This is a genomic window from Pseudomonas sp. LBUM1664 (genome assembly GCF_059695895.1).
Genome location: NZ_CP166791.1, coordinates 1622884 through 1642284, shown reverse-complemented (window position 1 = coordinate 1642284; position 19401 = coordinate 1622884). Strand labels below are relative to the sequence as shown.

At 62.4% G+C, this 19401-nt stretch carries 16 protein-coding genes, 1 pseudogene and 1 riboswitch; of the genes and pseudogenes, 15 read left to right on the top strand and 2 right to left on the bottom strand.

Annotation, left to right across the window (positions count from 1 at the left end):
- The first annotated feature begins 160 nt into the window (after nt 1–160).
- The 5 genes from ACA047_RS07780 to ACA047_RS07760 all read left to right on the top strand — a co-directional run bounded on the left by ACA047_RS07780 (nt 161) and on the right by ACA047_RS07760 (nt 5576).
- Nucleotides 161–1453 (top strand): OprD family porin, encoded by a 1293-nt coding sequence (locus ACA047_RS07780; RefSeq protein ID WP_497358124.1) that lies wholly within the window; start codon nt 161–163, stop codon nt 1451–1453.
- 80 nt (nt 1454–1533) lie between these two features.
- A complete protein-coding gene (locus ACA047_RS07775; RefSeq protein ID WP_497358123.1) occupies nt 1534–2511 on the top strand; it encodes a Bug family tripartite tricarboxylate transporter substrate binding protein in 978 nt (325 codons plus the stop codon).
- A gap of 57 nt (nt 2512–2568) precedes the next feature.
- Nucleotides 2569–3027 carry a tripartite tricarboxylate transporter TctB family protein gene (locus tag ACA047_RS07770; RefSeq protein ID WP_497358122.1) on the top strand — a complete coding sequence of 153 codons (459 nt, stop codon included), beginning with the start codon at nt 2569–2571 and terminating at the stop codon, nt 3025–3027.
- Nucleotide 3028: 1 nt separating this feature from the next.
- Nucleotides 3029–4543: a tripartite tricarboxylate transporter permease gene (locus ACA047_RS07765; RefSeq protein ID WP_497358121.1), complete on the top strand. Its 1515-nt coding sequence runs from the start codon at nt 3029–3031 to the stop codon at nt 4541–4543.
- Nucleotides 4536–5576: an AbrB family transcriptional regulator gene (locus ACA047_RS07760; RefSeq protein WP_497358119.1), complete on the top strand. Its 1041-nt coding sequence runs from the start codon at nt 4536–4538 to the stop codon at nt 5574–5576. Before ACA047_RS07765 ends, ACA047_RS07760 begins: the two co-directional genes overlap by 8 nt.
- Before the next feature lie 126 nt (nt 5577–5702).
- Here ACA047_RS07760 and ung read toward each other — a convergent pair whose 3' ends face one another.
- Nucleotides 5703–6395 carry a uracil-DNA glycosylase gene (gene ung, locus ACA047_RS07755; protein ID WP_497358118.1) on the bottom strand — a complete coding sequence of 231 codons (693 nt, stop codon included), beginning with the start codon at nt 6393–6395 and terminating at the stop codon, nt 5703–5705.
- 131 nt (nt 6396–6526) lie between these two features.
- Between ung and dspII the strand changes: the two genes are divergently transcribed.
- Nucleotides 6527–7639: an enoyl-CoA hydratase/isomerase DspII gene (gene dspII, locus ACA047_RS07750; protein WP_497358117.1), complete on the top strand. Its 1113-nt coding sequence runs from the start codon at nt 6527–6529 to the stop codon at nt 7637–7639.
- A gap of 107 nt (nt 7640–7746) precedes the next feature.
- On the opposite strand, the gene ACA047_RS07745 is transcribed toward dspII, so the two are convergent.
- Nucleotides 7747–8118, bottom strand: a complete 372-nt coding sequence (locus ACA047_RS07745) for a hypothetical protein (RefSeq protein ID WP_497358115.1) — start codon at nt 8116–8118, stop codon at nt 7747–7749.
- A gap of 304 nt (nt 8119–8422) precedes the next feature.
- A riboswitch (guanidine-I (ykkC/yxkD leader) is annotated at nt 8423–8524 on the top strand.
- Between the two features lie 61 nt (nt 8525–8585).
- Between ACA047_RS07745 and ACA047_RS07740 the strand changes: the two genes are divergently transcribed.
- The 9 genes and pseudogenes from ACA047_RS07740 to ACA047_RS07700 all read left to right on the top strand — a co-directional run bounded on the left by ACA047_RS07740 (nt 8586) and on the right by ACA047_RS07700 (nt 19385).
- Nucleotides 8586–9653: a putative urea ABC transporter substrate-binding protein gene (locus tag ACA047_RS07740; RefSeq protein ID WP_497358114.1), complete on the top strand. Its 1068-nt coding sequence runs from the start codon at nt 8586–8588 to the stop codon at nt 9651–9653.
- Nucleotides 9654–9668: 15 nt separating this feature from the next.
- Nucleotides 9669–10484 (top strand): ABC transporter permease, encoded by an 816-nt coding sequence (locus ACA047_RS07735; protein WP_497358113.1) that lies wholly within the window; start codon nt 9669–9671, stop codon nt 10482–10484.
- Nucleotides 10481–11269 carry an ABC transporter ATP-binding protein gene (locus tag ACA047_RS07730; RefSeq protein ID WP_497358111.1) on the top strand — a complete coding sequence of 263 codons (789 nt, stop codon included), beginning with the start codon at nt 10481–10483 and terminating at the stop codon, nt 11267–11269. Before ACA047_RS07735 ends, ACA047_RS07730 begins: the two co-directional genes overlap by 4 nt.
- A gap of 13 nt (nt 11270–11282) precedes the next feature.
- The gene (locus ACA047_RS07725; RefSeq protein ID WP_497358109.1) at nt 11283–12008 is read left to right on the top strand and encodes an urea amidolyase associated protein UAAP1; all 726 of its coding nucleotides are present in this window, start codon (nt 11283–11285) and stop codon (nt 12006–12008) included.
- An 11-nt stretch (nt 12009–12019) separates the two neighbouring features.
- Nucleotides 12020–12661: an urea amidolyase associated protein UAAP2 gene (locus ACA047_RS07720; protein WP_497358107.1), complete on the top strand. Its 642-nt coding sequence runs from the start codon at nt 12020–12022 to the stop codon at nt 12659–12661.
- Nucleotides 12662–12871: 210 nt separating this feature from the next.
- The gene (uca, locus tag ACA047_RS07715) at nt 12872–16501 is read left to right on the top strand and encodes an urea carboxylase (protein WP_497358105.1); all 3630 of its coding nucleotides are present in this window, start codon (nt 12872–12874) and stop codon (nt 16499–16501) included.
- A gap of 22 nt (nt 16502–16523) precedes the next feature.
- Nucleotides 16524–18302 carry an allophanate hydrolase gene (atzF, locus tag ACA047_RS07710; RefSeq protein WP_497358103.1) on the top strand — a complete coding sequence of 593 codons (1779 nt, stop codon included), beginning with the start codon at nt 16524–16526 and terminating at the stop codon, nt 18300–18302.
- A gap of 260 nt (nt 18303–18562) precedes the next feature.
- Nucleotides 18563–19174 (top strand): annotated as a pseudogene (locus ACA047_RS07705) (GGDEF domain-containing protein); the annotation flags it as partial.
- Nucleotides 19167–19385 (top strand): cysteine-rich CWC family protein, encoded by a 219-nt coding sequence (locus ACA047_RS07700; protein ID WP_497358101.1) that lies wholly within the window; start codon nt 19167–19169, stop codon nt 19383–19385. The pseudogene ACA047_RS07705 and the gene ACA047_RS07700, both read left to right, overlap by 8 nt.
- The last annotated feature ends 16 nt before the right edge of the window (nt 19386–19401 follow it).

The window sequence follows — 19401 nt, the reverse complement described above, 5'->3', positions numbered from 1 at the left end:
AGCCAAAAAACATCCTGAAAGCTTTTGAAAGGTTAGCGAAAGGTTCGACCGTTAGAGTCCTCCCACGGACAGTTTCGACTGCCCGGCGCGACGCACATCGCGAACGAAAAACGCCTCGAAGCGTTTTCGCCAAATAAGAACAATAAAGCGGAGTACCCCCATGCTGTCCATGCAGCCCCAGGCCACAGCGCCTGCTCGCCTTTCCCGCTTCAACCAGACCGCCCTGGCCAGTGCCGCCGCCCTCGCCGGCTTTTCGCCGATGAGCCAGGCTGCTTTCTTCGAAGACAGTACGGCAACCTTTGAAACCCGCAACATGTATTTCAATCGCGACTTTCGCGACGGCACCAGCGCGCAGCAATCCAAGCGTGACGAATGGGCCCAGGGGTTCCTGCTCAACCTGCAATCGGGTTACACCGAAGGCACCGTAGGTTTTGGCATCGATGCATTGGGAATGCTCGGGGTCAAGCTCGACTCCAGCCCGGACCGCACCGGCACCGGCCTGTTGCCGACCCACGATGACGGCCGCGCCGCCGACGAATATTCCAAGCTCGGCCTGACGGGCAAGGTGAAGATCTCCGCCACCGAACTTAAAATCGGCAGCCTGATCCCGGAGCTGCCGACCCTCAAGCCCAACGACGGACGCATCCTGCCGCAGACCTTCGAAGGCGGCCTGCTGACCTCCAACGAGATCAAGAACCTGACCTTTACCGGCGGCCGCCTGGACAAAGCCAAGGACCGCGACGACACCAATTACGAGGACATCGCCCTCAATAACAAGAACAGCCGTTTCGCCGGCAGCGTGGCCGGTGAGCATTTCAGTTTCGGCGGCGCGGACTACAAGTTCACCGACAAGATCACCGCTCGTTATCACTTCGCCCAACTCAGCGAGGTCTACAACCAGCACTTCCTCGGCCTGGTCTCTTCCCACGCCTTCGGTCCCGGTACGCTCGGCACCGACCTGCGCCTGGCCATCAGTGACGACCAGGGCGCGGCCCGTGGCGGCAAGATCGACAACAAGGCCCTCAATGGCCTGGTGAGCTACGCGTTGAGCGGCCACAAGCTCAGCGCCGGTTATCAACGCATGTCCGGCGACAGCGCTTTCCCCTATGTCGATGGCAGCGACCCATACCTGGTGAACTTCGTCCAGATCAATGACTTTGCCGAGGCCGACGAACGCTCCTGGCAGGCCCGCTACGACTACGACTTCGGCAAGCTGGGAGTCCCGGGGCTGAGCTTCATGAGCCGCTACGTAAGCGGCGACAACATTTCGTTGCGCAACGGCGACACCGGCAAGGAATGGGAACGCAACAGCGAGATCAAGTACGTGGTGCAGAGCGGCACACTCAAAGACGTCACCGTACGCCTGCGCAACGCAACCTACCGTTCCAACTACTCGGCTCGCGACGCGGATGAAATGCGCCTGCTGGTCAGCTATAGCGTCAAGCTCTGGTAATCGATTCGTTGCCGGACCCGGAAGGTTGCGGCAACGCCCAATTTGCACCACACACAACAACAACTCCTGTGGAGACAATAATGAACCTAACACTGCGTAAAGTAGCCCTGGCCGCCGGATGCCTGATGTTCGCCGGGCAGTTGCTCGCCGAACCGAAGCGCCCCGAATGCATCGCCCCGGCCTCTCCTGGTGGCGGCTTCGACCTGACGTGCAAACTGGCGCAAAGCGCGCTGGTCAACCAAAAGCTGCTGACCAAACCGATGCGCGTCACCTATATGCCGGGCGGGGTTGGCGCGGTGGCCTACAACGCCGTGGTCGCTCAGCGCCCGGCCGACGGCGGCACGCTGGTGGCCTGGTCCAGCGGTTCGCTGTTGAACCTGGCCCAGGGCAAGTTCGGGCGTTTCGATGAAAGCGCCGTGCGCTGGCTGGCCGCCGTTGGCACCAGTTATGGCGCCATCGCCGTGAAAAGCGATTCGCCCTACAAGACCCTCGACGATCTGGTACAAGCCCTGAAGAAAGATCCAGGTTCGGTGGTGATCGGTTCCGGCGGCACCGTCGGCAGCCAGGACTGGATGCAAACCGCGCTCATCGCCAAGGCCGCCGGGATCAACCCTCGCGACCTGCGCTACGTGGCCCTGGAAGGCGGCGGCGAAATCGCCACCGCGCTACTCGGCGGCCACATTCAGGTCGGCAGTACCGACATCTCCGACTCCATGCCGCACATCCAGAGTGGCGACATGCGCCTGCTGGCCGTGTTTGCCGAGAAGCGTCTCGACGAGCCGGAAATGAAAGACATTCCGACCGCCAAGGAACAAGGCTACGACATCGTCTGGCCGGTGGTTCGCGGCTTCTACCTCGGGCCAAAGGTCAGCGACGAAGACTATGCCTGGTGGAAAGACGCCTTCGACAAGCTGCTGGCTTCCGAAGAGTTCGCCAAGCTGCGTGACCAGCGCGAGCTGTTCCCGTTCGCCATGACGGGCCCGGAACTGGACACCTATGTGAAGAAGCAAGTGGCCGATTACAAGGTGCTGGCCAAAGAGTTCGGCCTGATCCAGTAACCGTCTCTGTTCTCGCGGCGGCGCTGGCATCACCCCAGCGCCGCCCAGGAGTTAGTCATGCTCATCCAACGTATTTTTGCTTCGGTGCTGCTGCTGGCCTGCGTCGGCCTCGCGCTGATGGCCTGGCCGTATCAGGCAGCCTTTTCCTACGAACCGGTCGGTCCGCGCGCCTTTCCCTTGCTGATGCTCGGGCTGATGGGCCTGGCGCTGCTGTACATGGTGTTTCGCCCCACCCCCATCGTGCACAGCGACGAGGATCCGCAACTGGACCGTGAAACCCTGCAGAAAATCGGCATCTGCGTCGTGCTGCTGCTGATATTCGCCGGGACCTTCGAACCCCTGGGCTTCATCCTCTCCAGCATTCTGATCGGCGTGCCGATGGCGCGCCTGTATGGCGGCCGCTGGGTGCCGAGCGCGGTGATCATCAGCCTGATGGCCATCGGTCTTTATCTGTTGTTCGACAAGGTCATGGACGTGCCGCTGCCCCTGGGCCTGCTCAACGTTCTGGAGAATTGATATGGATACCCTGAATTATCTCGGCCAGGGTTTTGGCGTTGCACTGACGCCTTACAACCTCGTCACCGCACTGAGCGGCACCTTGATCGGCACCGTGGTCGGCCTGTTGCCGGGCCTGGGGCCGATCAACGGCGTGGCGCTGCTGATCCCGATTGCCTTTGCCTTGGGCCTGCCGCCGGAATCAGCACTGATCCTGCTGGCGGCGGTGTACCTGGGTTGCGAATACGGCGGACGGATCAGCTCGATCCTGCTCAACATCCCGGGTGAAGCCTCCACCGTAATGACCACCCTCGATGGTTACCCGATGGCCCGTCAGGGCCTGGCCGGCGTAGCGTTGTCGCTGTCGGCGTGGAGTTCGTTCATCGGCGCGTTCATCGCCACGTGTGGCATGGTGCTGTTTGCCCCGTTGCTGGCCAAATGGGCGATTGCCTTCGGCCCGGCGGAATATTTCGTACTGATGGTATTCGCCATCGTCTGCCTCGGCGGCATGGCCGGCGACCGACCGCTCAAGACGTTCATTGCGGCGCTGATCGGGCTGTTCTTGTCCAGCGTCGGGATCGATGCCAACAGCGGCGTGTACCGTTTTACCGGTGACAACATCCACTTGACCGACGGCATCCAGTTCGTCGTTTTGGTGCTGGGCCTGTTTTCCATCAGCGAAATTCTGTTGCTGCTGGAAAAAACCCATCGCGGCCAGGAGGCGGTGAAAGCCACCGGGCGGATGATGTTCAACTTCAAGGAAGCGGCGTCGGTCTTCACCGTGAACCTGCGTTGCGGCGTGCTCGGTTTCATCATGGGCGTATTGCCGGGTGCCGGTGCGACCCTGGCCAGTGCCGTGGCCTACATGACTGAAAAGCGTATCGCCGGTGCCAGTGGCACGTTCGGCCAGGGTGACAAGCGCGGCCTAGCCGCCCCGGAAACCGCCATCGGCGGTGCAGCCTGCGGTGCGCTGGTGCCGATGCTGACCCTCGGCGTTCCAGGCTCCGGCACCACGGCGGTGATGATCGGCGCGCTGTCGCTGTACAACATCACCCCCGGTCCCCTGCTGTTCCAGCAACAGCCAGACATCGTCTGGGGCCTGATCGCGTCGCTGTTCGTCGCCAATATCATGCTGGTGATCCTCAACATCCCGATGATCCGCATCTTCACTCGCATCCTGGCCGTACCGAACTGGGCACTGGTACCGGTCATCGCGATCATCACCGGGATCGGTGTCTACGCGGTGCACGCCACCACGTTCGACCTGTTCCTGATGATCGGCATCGGCATCTTCGGTTACATCCTGCGCAAACTGGACTTCCCACTGTCGCCGGTCCTGCTGGGCTTCATCCTCGGTGGCCTGATGGAGCAGAACCTGCGTCGTGCGCTGTCGATCTCCAACGGTGCGCTGGAAATCCTCTGGTCGAGCCCGATCACTTTCGGTTGCTGGGTGCTGACGGCGATCATGCTGTTCATGCCACTGCTGCGGATCTGGCGTCGCCGCTCGGCTCAACGTCGTGCCGTGGCCAATGTCTGAGGCAACATTCAGACATTGGTGGGGAACACCGCTGGTCGGTCTGGCCGGCGGTTATCTGGCCAGCCTGATCGGCTGGCCTTTGCCCTGGATGGTTGGCTCGCTGCTGGCGATCATCCTGGTGCGCTGCCTGACGCCGTGGCAACTGATGGAAATCCCCGGAGGCCGTAAATGCGGCCAATGGGTGGTGGGCATCGGCATCGGCCTGCACTTCACCCCGGTGGTGATGGAGCAGGTCTTGAGCCATTTCGGCCTGATCTTTTTCGGCGCGCTGATCACCAGCGCGTCCAGCGTGGTGAGTGTGTGGCTGATGCGCCGCACCGGCGAAGACCGCGCCACCGCTTTCTTCTCCAGCATGCCGGGCGGCTCCGGTGAAATGGTCAACCTCGGTGCCCGCAACGGCGCGGACCTCAGCCGCGTCGCTGCGGGCCAGAGCCTGCGGGTACTGGTGGTGGTGCTGTGCGTGCCGGCCGCTTTCAAATACCTGCTGGGCGAAGGTGCACTGGTGCAACACGCCACCACGGTGGACTGGCGGTGGCTGGCGATCCTGTTCCCGGCGGGCGCCCTGCTCGCCTGGGCCTGGGAACGCTTGCGCCAACCCAACCCGTGGTTGTTCGGGCCGTTGCTGGTGAGCGCGGCGGTGAGCATTGGTTGGGACCTGCACATCGGCCTGCCCAATGGCGGCAGTCAGATCGGCCAGTGGTTGATCGGCAGCGGATTGGGCTGCCATTTCAATCGGCAATTCTTCCGTCGGGCGCCGTCATTCATGGGGCGTACCCTGATCGGCACCTTGTTGACCATGCTGATCGCCACCCTCGCGGCCCTGGGCCTGAGCACCCTGACCCATCTGGATTTGCGCTCGCTGACCCTGGGCATGATGCCCGGTGGCATTGCGGAGATGAGCCTGACGGCCGAGACCTTGCAATTGTCGGTGCCACTGGTGACGGCGCTGCAAGTGATGCGGCTGTTGTTTGTGCTGTTTCTGGCGGAGCCGTTGTTCAGGTATTGGATTCGCAAGCCGGAGTCGGGTTTATAGACCGAGTTGCCTTCATCGCGAGCAGGCTCGCTCCCACAGGAGTTTCGGCGTACATGAGTCCCGCCGCCACCCTAAGGCCAATGTGGGAGCGAGCCTGCTCGCGATGAGGCCAGCCCGGTGAGCGCATTAAACCGGCGGCAACCGCCAATCGATCGGCGCCTCGCCCTGTTGTTCGAGAAACTTGTTGGTGCGACTGAAATGCCCGCAACCCAAAAAACCACGATAGGCCGACAGCGGCGACGGGTGGACCGAGGTCAGCACCAGATGCTTGGTGGCGTCGATCAGCTTCTGCTTGCCTTGGGCATGGGCGCCCCACAGCAGGAATACCAGGTGCGGCTGATGTTCACTGACCACTTCGATGATTCGGTCGGTGAAGTGCTGCCAGCCCTTGCCCGCATGGGCGTTAGCGTTGGCGCGTTCAACGGTCATGGTGGTGTTGAGCAGCAACACGCCCTGGTCGGCCCAGCTTTGCAGATAGCCGTGGTTGGGGATGTCGATGTTCAAATCACGCTTCAATTCCTTGAAAATATTCACCAAGGACGGCGGCGCCGGCACGCCCGGCTGTACCGAGAAACACAAACCGTGGGCCTGGCCCGGGCCGTGATACGGGTCCTGGCCGAGGATCACCACCTTGACCTTGTCCAGCGGCGTGGAATTGAGGGCATTGAAAATTAACGATGCCGGTGGATAAATCTCCTTGCCGGCTGCGTATTCCTGACGCAGGAATTCACGCAACTCTGCCATGTAAGGCTGGTCGAACTCGGCACGCAGTGCCTGCTTCCAGCTCGGTTCGAGTTTGATACGGTCGTCAGCAGTCATGGTTGCACCCGGTAAAAACAATGGGCGCACCCTAGGAAAGCCTACATGGCTTGTCAATTGATCTGACGCAGAACCGGCACTTTCCTACGCAGCGGTCATACTGAACATTCAAATTTCTGATCGAGGTCACGATGAATCTGCACTTCGAAGAACTCACAGGCACCACAGGCGCGCGCATTGGCGTCGCCACCCTGGATGCCGAAAAATCCCTGAACGCCCTTTCCTTGCCGATGATCAACGCTCTGCGTGATCGTCTCGATGCCTGGGCCAGAGAGCCGCAAATCGTTTGTGTGTTGTTGCGCGGCAATGGCGCCAAGGCATTCTGCGCCGGCGGTGAAGTGCGCAGCCTGGTGGAGGCTTGCCGTGCCCAACCCGGTGAGGTGCCGACCCTGGCTGCGCAATTCTTCGCGGCGGAATACCGGTTGGACTTCAACCTGCACACGTACCCCAAACCCTTGGTGTGCTGGGGCCACGGCTATGTCCTGGGCGGCGGCATGGGGCTGCTGCAAGGCGCAAGTACTCGGATCGTCACGCCGAGCAGCCGCTTGGCGATGCCGGAAATCAGCATCGGCCTGTACCCGGATGTCGGCGCCAGTTGGTTTCTGTCGCGCCTGCCGGGCAAGCTTGGCCTGTTTCTCGGCCTGACCGGCGCCCAAATGAACGCCCGGGACGCCATCGACCTGGGCCTGGCCGACCGCTTCCTGCTGGACGAACAACAGGACGACCTGATCGAAGGCCTGCTGCAACTCAACTGGCAGGAACAAACCGAGATGCAGCTCAACAGCTTGCTCAAGGCTTTGCAGCAGGAAGCGGTCGCCCAGTTACCCGAAGCCCAGTGGCTACCCCGTCGGCAGAAAATCGATGAATGGCTGGATGTCAGCGATGTGCGCTGCGCCTGGAAAGCCCTCAGTCTGCTGGTGGACCACCCAGACCCGCTGATCGCCCGAGCGGCCAAGACCATGACCGAAGGCTCGCCACTGACCGCTCACCTGGTCTGGGAGCAGATCGCCCGTGCCCGGCACTTGTCATTGGCCGGCGTGTTCCGGATGGAGTACACCTTGAGCCTCAACTGCTGCCGCCATCCTGAATTCAGCGAAGGCGTGCGGGCGCGGCTGATCGACAAAGACCACAAGCCCCGCTGGCACTGGCCGGACATCAACAATGTGCCCGAAGCGGCGGTCGAGGCGCATTTTCACAAGGCGTGGGAAGGTCGGCATCCGTTGGCGGACTTGTCCAATGAGTAAGAAGCACTTGGCGATCTGAATGGTGGGAGCAAGCTCGCTCCCAGAGGGTTTTATGACAGGCACAAAAAAAGCGGCGCTCAATGCGCCGCTTTTTGTTTGCCGATGGATCAGCGGTGGTTGCCCCGTCCATCACGATCGCCGCGTCCCCGATCATCACGATCCCCACGTCCCCGATGATCACGTCCGCCACGGCCACCACGGTCGTCATCCCAACCGCCCCGGTTTGGATAAGGCCGGTACGCTGCTCGCGGTGGCGCGTAATAGCGTGGGCCCGGTTGGTAATAGCGCGGCGGCGAATAATAGCGCGGCGCCGGTTGATAATACCGCGGGGCCGAGTAGTAACTCCCGCCGCCGTAATAGACCGGCGCCGGTGAGGTGTAGACCTCGGAACGGTAGTAGCTTGGGCCTCCGTCGTAATAAGGCACGCATGCCGAAAGAGTCAAACCGAGAAACGCAATGAGGAGCAGTCGTCGATACATGGCGGCCTCCTGGACCGCGAATGAGCCACATCAGCGACGCTGACAGGCGGCAGTCATCTATTGGGTGACTGACAATTAATCTGACAGCGAAATCGGAATCTGGTGCGACCTGGCAACAACTGGAAACATGTAACTCTTGCTCTATACCGGTGCGCGATGGCACCACAACTACGCACAAACCAGCGCTCGCAGAGCACTTTCCAACAGCCGTCCTCTCTGGCCCGGGCCTTTGGCGCACTTGGCACGGCTCTCGCTTTAACAAACCTTGTGCAGGAGTCATCACAGGTTCGCGGCACCACAATTTGCAATGGCTGACTAGGGTTCCGGCTCGCCTCTGGCGAGTGACTGGTCCGAGAGTTGGCGACCTCCAGTTGAGGTTACACGGCGGGACAAAAGCCCGGGAGACAAGCCACCGTTCGCGGTGCCGCGTTGCTCCTGTCCGCCCTTGATCAACTGGAGAACCACCCATGCTCAAGCTTCGTCTGTCCACCCTGCTCGTCGCTGCCTTTTCGGCCTTCGTCAGCCTCTCGTCCCCCGCCGCGCAAAAAGACCATTTCAGTGTCTGCTGGACCATTTACGCCGGCTGGATGCCCTGGGAATACGCCGGCAGCCAAGGCATCGTCGATAAATGGGCGAAAAAGTACGGCATCCAGATCGATGTCGTGCAGCTCAACGATTACGTCGAATCCATCAACCAGTACACCGCCGGTCAGTTCGATGGCTGCACCATGACTAACATGGACGCCCTGACCATTCCCGCCGCCGGTGGCGTGGACAGCACCGCGCTGATCGTCAGCGACTTTTCCAATGGCAACGACGGCATCGTCCTCAAGGGCCAAGGCAAGAAAGTTGCCGACCTCAAGGGCATGGACGTCAACCTGGTGGAGCTGTCGGTCTCCCATTACCTGCTGGCCCGCGCCCTGGACTCGGTTGGCCTCAGCGAGAAAGACCTGAAAGTCGTCAACACCTCCGACGCCGATATCTCCGCGGCCTTCAACACCGATCAGGTCAAGGCCGTCACCACCTGGAACCCGATGCTCTCGGACATCAAGGCCCAGCCCGGCGTGAGCGAAGTGTTCAACTCCAGCCAGATCCCCGGCGAGATCATGGACATGATGGTGGTCAACACCCAAACCCTTCAGGACAACCCGGCCCTGGGCAAAGCGCTGACCGGCGCCTGGTTTGAAGTGGTAGCGCTGATGAATGCGAAAAACGCAGCCAGCAAGGCAGCACTGGAGCACATGGCCAAAGCCTCGGGCACTGACCTCGCGGGCTTCCAGTCACAACTGGACACCACCAAGCTGTTCGCCACGCCCAAGCAAGCCCTCGACTTCGCCACCAGCGAGCAACTGCCCGCCACCATGCGCAAGGTAGCCGAGTTCTCGTTCCGCCATGGTTTGCTGGGCGAAGGCGCCAAGGACACCGACGCGGTCGGCATGGCGTTCGCCAATGGCGTGACCAGCGGCAACAAAGCCAACCTCAAGCTGCGCTTTGACCCGACCTACGTACAGCAGGCCGCCGACGCCAAGCTGTAAACCGGAGGAGCTGGCATGCGCCTGATCAACCGCTACCCGGATCGTCCCAGTCGCCTGTTGCTGGTGATCCTGCCCTTCGCGCTGGTGTTGTTCGCCTACTTCATGGGCTCGGCCGAACGGTTGACGGACAACCCCAACGACAAGCTACTGCCCAGCGCCGTGCAAATGGCCGATGCGGTCAAACGCCTGGCCTTCACCGCTGACGCGCGCAGCGGCGATTACCTGCTCTGGCAAGACACCGCGTCGAGCCTGCGGCGGCTGGCAATCGGCTTGGGCATCAGCGCCCTGGCCGGGCTGTGCCTGGGTATTGCCGCCGGCACGTTGCCGCTGTTCGGTGCGCCGTTATCGCCCTTGCTCACCGTGGTGTCGATGGTGCCGCCGCTGGCCATCCTGCCGATCCTGTTCATTGTCTTCGGCCTGGGGGAATTGTCGAAAGTGATGCTGATCGTCATTGGCATCACACCGTGCCTGGCCCGCGACCTGGAACACCGCGCCCGGGAAATTCCGCTCGAATTGCTGATCAAGGCCCAGACCCTCGGCGCTTCGACCTGGACCCTGATGCTGCGGGTGGTGCTGCCACAATTGCTGCCGCGGCTGCTGATTTCCCTGCGGCTGATGCTGGGTTCGGCCTGGCTGTTTCTGATCGCCGCCGAAGCCATCGCGTCCACCGATGGGCTGGGCTATCGGATTTTCCTGGTGCGTCGTTACTTGGCGATGGACGTGATTTTGCCCTACGTGGTGTGGATCACCCTGCTCGCCTGGCTGATGGACTGGGGCCTCAAGCGCCTGACCCAGCAAGCGTTCCCTTGGTATGAAGGGGCGAAGGCATGAGTTTCATTACCGTGAACAACGTCTGGCAACAGTATGGCGATCAGGTGGTGCTCGAACGTTTGAACCTGAGCGTCGCCGAGGGTGAATTCTGCACGTTGGTAGGGGCGTCGGGTTGCGGCAAGTCGACCTTCCTTCGGCTGCTGCTGGGCCAGGAGCGCGCCAGTCGCGGACAGATTCTCCTGGACGGCCAGCCGTTGGCCGGCGAGCCGGATGCCAGTCGGGGCGTGGTGTTCCAGCGTTATTCGGTGTTCCCACACCTGACCGTGCTAGACAACGTTGCCCTGGGCCTGGAACTGCCGCGATCGCCGCTGCTGGGACGGCTGTTCGGCAGCGCCAAACGCCAGGCCCGTGAACAGGCGACGCAACTGCTGGTCAAGGTCGGCCTCGGCCATGCACTGGACAAATACCCGGCGCAATTGTCCGGCGGCATGCAGCAGCGGCTGGCCATCGCCCAGGCGTTGATCATGACGCCCCGCGTCCTGCTGCTGGACGAACCCTTCGGCGCACTCGACCCGGGCATCCGCAAAGACATGCACACCCTGTTGCTGGAGCTGTGGCGCGAAACCCGGCTGACGGTGTTCATGGTCACCCATGACCTGTCCGAAGGTTTCAGCCTCGGCACGCGCCTGCTGGTGTTCGACAAGGTCCGTGTCGACCCCCACGCCCCTGGCGCCTATGGCGCGCGCATCACCTACGACATTCCACTGAACAGCGACCGCCGCACCGCCCGTGCCGCTGTCGACGCCCTGCCCGCCGCACTGGCCGGCACGTTGCGTATTGCTTGAAAGGAGTTTCCCGATGACCGATTCGACCCCATTGTTTCCCCCCTTTGCCGAAGAACTGCTTCCCGGTGGTGGTCACCGTTCCTTCGTGCTCAAGCGCGGCCAACTGCTGCGCCTGACCGACCTGCGCGGCGGAGCCAACGTCAGCCTCACGCTGCTCAATGCCAACGAGAAAACCGAACGCCTGAACCTGCCCGACAGCCTCAAATGCCAACACACCGCCAAACTCACCGCCGGGCATTGCCTGTACTCGGACATGGGTCGGGTACTGGCGGCGATCACCGCCGACACCTGCGGCTGGAGCGACAGCCTTGGCGGCGTGCTCTGCGCCGATGAGGTCGCCGAAAAATACGGTCAGGGCCGCTACCAGGAGCTGCGCAACGGCTTCTTTCGCAACGGCACCGACAACCTGTTGGTGGAGCTGGGCAAATGGGGGTTGGGCCTGTCCGATCTGCTGATGACCCTCAACCTGTTCAGCCGAGTCAATGTCGATGAGGCTGGAGGCTTTCACTTCGTCGAAGGCCATTCCAAGGCCGGCGATTACATCGAGCTGTACGCGCCGATGGACACCTTGGTGGTGCTGACCGCGCTGCAACATCCGATGGACCCGAACCCACAGTACGCCCCGCAACCGCTCAAGCTCAGTTGGATGAACGCCGACCCCAGCGTCGCCGAGCACTGCCGCCATTCGCGCCCGGAAAACCAGCGCGGTTTCATCAACACCGACCGCCTGTTCGCCTGAGGATCGCTGCCATGTCACTCGCCATCGCCACTGCACAAAAGCAGCCTGACACCGCCATCTACCGCGCCACCATTCCCGCCGGGGAACCGTGGCTGATGGAGGTCAAGGCTGGCCAGACCCTGCGCATCCTCGACTTGGAAGGCAACCAGGCGGTCGATACGCTGTTCTACAGCCTGGCCAATCCCAAGGAACGCTATGACGTGCAGCGCACCCTGCGCCGGCAGAACAGCGTCTATCTGAGCACCGGCAGCGTGCTGTATTCCAACCTCGGCCACCCGATGTTGACCATCGTTGAAGACACTTGCGGACGGCACGACACCCTCGGCGGCGCCTGCGCCCAGGAAAGCAACACCGTGCGCTACGCCCTGGAAAAACGCTACATGCACAGCTGCCGCGACAACTACTTGCGGGCCTGCGCCCACGACGGGCGACTGGGCAAAGGCGACATCGGGCCGAACATCAATTTCTTCATGAACGTGCCGGTCACCGCCGACGGTGGCCTGACCTTCGAAGACGGCATCTCGGCGCCGGGCAAATACGTCGATCTGCGGGCCGAGATGGACGTGATCGTCTTGATCTCCAACTGCCCGCAACTGAACAACCCGTGCAACGCCTACAACCCCACGCCCGCGGAGCTGCTGATATGGAACTGAAACTCACCCGCCTGCGGCGCTGGCTATTTGCGTTGTGCCAGAGCCGGTCGGGGCAGTGCATTAAATAAGCACAGTTTTTTATGAACACCCACAGGGAGAATGAGGTGTTTGGAGGTTTCGCCACCGGGGACGACCCCGGTAGCCATCGAAAACTGCGGGACGGCCCGCATCCCAGTTCAGGCTGACATTCATGCCTGAGGGGGTTATGCCATGTTCGAAAAAATCCTGATCGCTAACCGTGGCGCCATCGCCTGCCGCATCCTGCGGACCCTGCGCGAGCTGAAGGTCGAAGGCGTGGCGGTCTACTCCCAAGCCGATGCCGCCAGCCTGCATATTCTGCAGGCCGATGAAGCCCACTGCCTGGGCGAAGGCGCGGCGGCCGGTACTTATCTGGCGGTGGACAAGCTCCTGGCTATCGCCAAAAGCAGCGGCGCGACGGCGATCCATCCCGGCTACGGTTTTCTCTCGGAAAACGCTGCCTTTGCCGAAGCCTGCGAGGCCGCTGATATCGCCTTCATCGGCCCGACACCACAGCAACTGCGCGTGTTCGGCCTCAAGCACACGGCTCGCGATCTGGCTCGCCGGCACGGCGTGCCACTGCTCGAGGGCACCGAACTGCTCGACAGCCTCGACGCCGCGCTGCTGGCCGGGACACAGGTCGGTTATCCGGTGATGCTCAAAAGTACCGCCGGCGGCGGCGGCATCGGCATGCGCGTGTGTCGCAGTGCCGCCGAGTTGAGTGAGTCCTTCGAAGCGGTCAAGCGCCTGGGCCAGAACAACTTCAGCGACGCCGGGGTGTTCATCGAGAAGTACATCGAACGCGCGCGGCATCTTGAAGTTCAGGTATTTGGCGACGGCCAGGGCCAGGTGATCGCGCTGGGCGTGCGCGACTGCTCGGTGCAGCGGCGCAACCAGAAAGTCCTCGAAGAAACCCCGGCGCCAAACCTGCCCGAAGGCATGGCCGACGCGCTCTGCGCGGCGGCGATCCAACTGGCCCAGGCGGTGAACTACCGCAGTGCCGGCACCGTGGAATTCGTCTTCGACAGCGACGCCGGGCGCTTTTACTTTCTGGAAGTGAACACTCGCCTGCAAGTGGAGCACGGCGTCACCGAGCAAGTGTGGGGCGTGGACCTGGTGCGCTGGATGGTGCAATTGGCCGCCGGGGATCTGCCGCCATTGAGCGAGTTGAGCCAGGGTTTAAAAGCCTGGGGGCACGCAATCCAGGCGCGGTTGTATGCCGAAGATCCGGGCCGGGATTTCCAGCCAAGCCCGGGGCTGCTGACCGCTGTGCAATTCCCGCAGGCCGACGGCAAACAACTGCGCATCGACACCTGGGTCGAGGCCGGTTGCCAGATCCCGCCGTACTTCGACCCGATGATCGCCAAAGTCATTCGTTGGGCGCCGACCCGTGAGCAGGCACGCCTCGGCTTGCATCAAGCGTTGAATGAAAGCCTGCTGTACGGCGTGGAAACCAACCGCGAGTACCTGCAACAGATTCTCCTCGACGCACCCTTTGCCAACGGCCAACCCTGGACCCGTTGCCTGGAGGCGCTGGTCTATCGCGCCAACACCTTTGAAGTGCTCAGCCCCGGCACCCAGACCAGCATCCAGGACTATCCCGGCCGTCTCGGTTATTGGGCGGTGGGTGTGCCGCCGTCGGGGCCGATGGACAGTCGTTCACTACGCCTGGGCAATCGGCTGCTGGGTAATGAAGAAGGTGCGGCGGCGCTGGAAATCACCATGAGCGGGCCACTGCTGCGGTTCAACTGCGCTGCCCGAGTGGTCGTGACCGGCGCGGTGATTGCGCTGACCCTCGATGGCGAAGCCGTACCGATGAACACACCGCTGTCGATTTTTGCCGGCTCCACCCTCGCGATCGGCACCATCGCGGGCGCCGGGGCACGCAGTTACTTGTGCCTGCAGGGCGGCGTGCAAGTGCCGGATTACCTGGGCAGTAAAAGCACTTTCACCCTCGGCCAGTTTGGCGGTCATGGCGGGAGGGCGTTGTGCACCGGCGATGTGCTGCACCTGGCTGCGCTGGATGAACGCACCGCGCTGCCGCACACGAGCGAGGCGGTTCTGGAACTGCCGCCCGTGCGACAGATCCGCGTGATTTACGGCCCTCATGGCGCGCCGGAGTATTTCACCGAGCGCTACATCCAGACCTTCTTCGACACGTCATGGGAAGTGCATTTCAATTCCAGCCGCACCGGCGTTCGGCTGATCGGGCCGAAACCCGAGTGGGTGCGCGCCGACGGCGGCGAGGCCGGGCTGCATCCTTCCAACATCCATGACAACCCCTACGCCATCGGCGCCGTGGACTTCACCGGCGACATGCCCGTCATCCTCGGCCCCGACGGCCCAAGCCTGGGCGGGTTCGTCTGCCCGGTGACGGTGATCGAGGCGGATCTTTGGCAATTGGGGCAGCTCAAGGCCGGGGACAAGGTACGGTTTGTGCCGGTGGATGTATCGACCGCTCGATCTCTCGCCTTGAAATGGAATCCATGTGGGAGCGAGCCTGCTCGCGATGGGGCCAGGTCAGACACCGCGTCAACTTCATCGCGAGCAGGCTCGCTCCCACAGGGGGTCGGGTCGCCTGTGGTGTTGGATATCGGTCAGGACGATACCCGCCTGGTGGCAAGACTATCCGGCGACACCCATCTGCTGCTGGAAATCGGCGCCCCCGAACTGGACCTGGTGCTGCGCTTTCGCGCCCATGCCTTGATGCAGGCGCTGGAACACAAACAACTGCACGGCGTGATCGACCTCACCCCGGGCATTCGCTCGCTGCAAGTGCATTACCAACCCGAGCAAATGCCGCTGGCCGAGCTACTGGCCATCGTCGCCGGTGAATGGGACGCGGTGTGTGCCGCGCAAGATCTGCAAGTGCCGTCACGCATCGTGCACTTGCCGCTGTCCTGGGACGACCCGGCCTGCCAGCTCGCCATCGAAAAATACATGACCACGGTGCGTAAGGACGCTCCCTGGTGCCCGAGCAATCTGGAGTTCATCCGGCGCATCAACGACCTGCCCAACCTCGACGAAGTGCAACGCACGGTGTTCGACGCCAGCTACCTGGTGATGGGCCTTGGGGACGTCTACCTCGGCGCGCCGGTCGCCACGCCATTGGACCCACGGCATCGGCTGGTGACCACCAAATACAACCCAGCCCGTACCTGGACCGCGGAAAACTCAGTGGGCATCGGCGGCGCCTATATGTGCGTGTACGGCATGGAAGGCCCGGGTGGTTATCAGTTCGTCGGGCGCACGTTGCAGATGTGGAATCGCTATCGAGATGTCGCTGCATTCGACGGCAAGCCCTGGCTGCTGCGGTTCTTCGACCAGATCCGCTTCTACCCGGTCAGTGCCGATGAGCTACTGCGCATCCGGCGAGACTTCCCGTTGGGCCGCTTCGAGCTGAATATCGAACACAGCCAGCTCAACCTCGCGGATTACCAGCACTTCCTGGCGCAGGAGGCGCCGAGCATCGCCGCGTTCCGGCAGCAGCAACAAGGCGCCTTCAACGCCGAGCGCGAGCGCTGGATCACCAGTGGCCAGGCCCACTTCGACAGCGAAGAACCGGCACCCGCGCCAAGCGAAGATTCGATGCTGAGCGAGAATCAGCTGAGCGTCGACAGCCACATTGCCGGCAACCTCTGGCAGGTTCAGGTAGAGGTTGGCGCACGGGTCGCCGCCGGTGAGGTGTTGGTGATTCTGGAGTCGATGAAGATGGAAATCCCGGTGCTCGCGCCCATGGCCGGGGTGGTCCGGCAGATTCGCGTCCAACCCGGTTCGGCGGTGCGCGCCGGACAGCGCGTCGTGGTGCTGGAACGTGACTGAACTCAATCAAAGGATTAACGCCATGAACTTCTCTTTACGCTTGGACGACCTGCGCAACGCCTACCGCAGCGGCGAACTGACGCCTCGCACTTTGCTGTTGAACCTTCGGGAAAAAGCCGCATCGCTGAACCCGGACTATCACCTGTTCATCCACCTCTTGACCCTTGATGAGCTGGAACCCTACCTGGCTGCACTGGAAGGCCGCAACCTGGAAAGCCTGCCGCTGTACGGCGTGCCTTTCGCCATCAAGGACAACATCGACCTGGCAGGCATTCCCACCACTGCGGCCTGCCCGGCATTTGCCTACGTGCCGCAACGTTCGGCCACCATTGTCGAGCAGCTATTGGCCTTGGGAGCGATTCCCCTCGGCAAGACCAACCTCGACCAGTTCGCCACCGGGCTCAATGGCACCCGCTCGCCCTACGGTGCCTGCCGCAACAGCGTACTGCCCGACTATCCGGCGGGCGGTTCGAGTGCCGGCTCACCGCTGGCGGTGGCCTTGGGCGTGGCGAGTTTTGCCTTGGGCAGCGACACCGCGGGGTCGGGTCGGGTACCTGCCGCGCTGAATAATCTGGTGGGGTTGAAAGCCACCAAAGGCTTGATCTCCACGGCAGGCGTGGTCCCAGCCTGTCGCACGCTGGACTGCGTCACAACCTTCACCGCAACCGCGCACGAAGCCAGCCTGTTGTTGGCCCTGACGGCCCGTCTCGACCCACGCGATGAGTACAGCCGCAACAACCCGCAGTGGAACGACGGCTCCGCGTTCGGCGCGCCACGCCGCTTTCGCTTCGGCGTGCCTCGCCAGCAAGACCTGGAGTTTTTCGGCTGCAACGAAGGCCCGCGCTTGTTTCAAGACGCCATCGAGCGACTCGAACGCCTAGGCGGCGAAGCCGTGGAACTGGACCTGTCGCCGTTTCTGGAAGCCGCACACCTGCTTTATGAAGGACCTTGGGTAGCCGAGCGCTACAGCGTTGCCGGGGAACTGATGGAACGCGAGCCCGACGCCGTACTGCCGGTCATCCGCGCCGTATTGGCGAAAGCGCCTACCGTGAATGGCGTACAAACCTTCCGTGCCCAATACCGCTTGCAAGCGCTCAAAGCCCAATGCGACCGCGCCATGGAAGCGCTCGATTGCGTCCTCACGCCAACCATCGGCCGCCCGGTGACCCTCGCCGAGCTCGCCGCCGAACCGGTGTTGCGCAATTCGGAACTGGGTTACTACACCAACTTCATGAACCTGCTGGATTACGCTGCCGTCGCCGTTCCCTGCGCGTTCATGGCCAACGGCTTGCCGTGGGGCGTGACGCTGTTCGGCCGGGCCTTCACCGATCAATACCTGTTAAGCCTGGCCGACGCCTTGCAGCGTCAGCAGGACCCGGCCCGGCCAACGCCAGCCAACCCGGCGCGCCACGACCGGGCGCGGCTGGTGGTGTGCGGCGCGCACCTGGACGGGTTGGCGCTGAATGGGCAACTCCAGCAACGCGGTGCCCGTTTGATCGAGGCCACCCACAGTTCACCCGACTACCGCCTCTACGCCTTGGCCGGCGGCCCACCCTTACGCCCCGGCATGCTCCGGGTCAGCGAAGGCGGCGTGGCGGTTGAGGTCGAGGTCTGGGAACTGCCGAGCAGAGAGCTGGGCTCATTCCTGACCGGCATCCCCGCACCGCTCGGGCTGGGTAAGGTGCAACTGGCCGATGGTCGTTGGGAAAGCGGATTCATCTGCGAGTCGTATGGTTTGGAAGGGGCGCGGGACATCAGTCATTTGGGCGGATGGCGGGCTTATCTGCAGAGCTTGAAATAGCTGAGCGTTGCGTGGCGAGGGGAGCTTGCTCCCTCGCCACGGGTCATACAAACCTGCAAATCCGAGCACCTTTTCCTACAAGGCCACTAAACTGATTCCATTGGGTCACTGCCAAGGGAATCGCCATGTCGCTTCGCTCACCGTTGTATCCCCAACGTTCACCGGTATTAGTGCTGGCGATTTTGCTGGGTACCGGGTTCCTGCTGACCTCGTTGCTGGGTTATTACGCCGCGGGCACTTCGATGCGCGAGAACGTCGTCAAGGCGTTGTACCTGAACCTGCTGATCGGCCTGCTCGTGACGCTCGCCGTGCTGGCGCTCCTGTACCAAATGATCAGCAGCTACCAACGCCGCATCGACGCCCAGACCACTCTAGACAGCCTGACCGAACTGCCCAACCGCCGTGGTTTTGATCTGCTGGCGGTGCAAGCCCTGCACGAGGCCCAGCGAGAACCCAAACCCATGACCGCGCTGTTGCTGGAGCTCGACGATTTCAAACGGCTGGAGGCTACCCATGGTCACATCGCCAGCGATCAACTGCTGACCGGGTTCGCTCGCGATCTGACTGACAGCCTGCGGCAGTCGGACATTGTGTGTCGCTGGAGTGCCGAAGCCTTTGTCGTACTGCTCAAGGACACCGATGGACACGCCGGTCTGAAAATCGCTGAGAAAATTCGTCAGCGCATCGAAAAGCAACGCTATTACTGCAGTGGAAAACAATTGCTGGTGACCGTCAGCATCGGCCTCACCACCTTGCAGAACGAAGACCTCTTGCACAACCTACTGTCGCGGACCGATCATGCCCTGCAACGCGCCCGGCAGACCGGACGCAACCGAATCTGTGTGGAATTGCCTCACTCCAGCTATGAATAAACCTGACCTTTGCCCAGCCTGCGGCCACGCCAACGACTGCACCCTGGCCGATCCGAAGACCGTCGACCGAGCGTGCTGGTGTTTCAGCGTAAGTATCGACCCGGCCGTGCTTGAGGCATTGCCGGCCGAGCTGCGCGACACATCCTGCCTGTGCCCGCGCTGCGCCCAGGTCCAAGCCCAGATGCGGGCCAACCCCCAGCCAATCGCGTAAGATGCGCGCCCTGCGC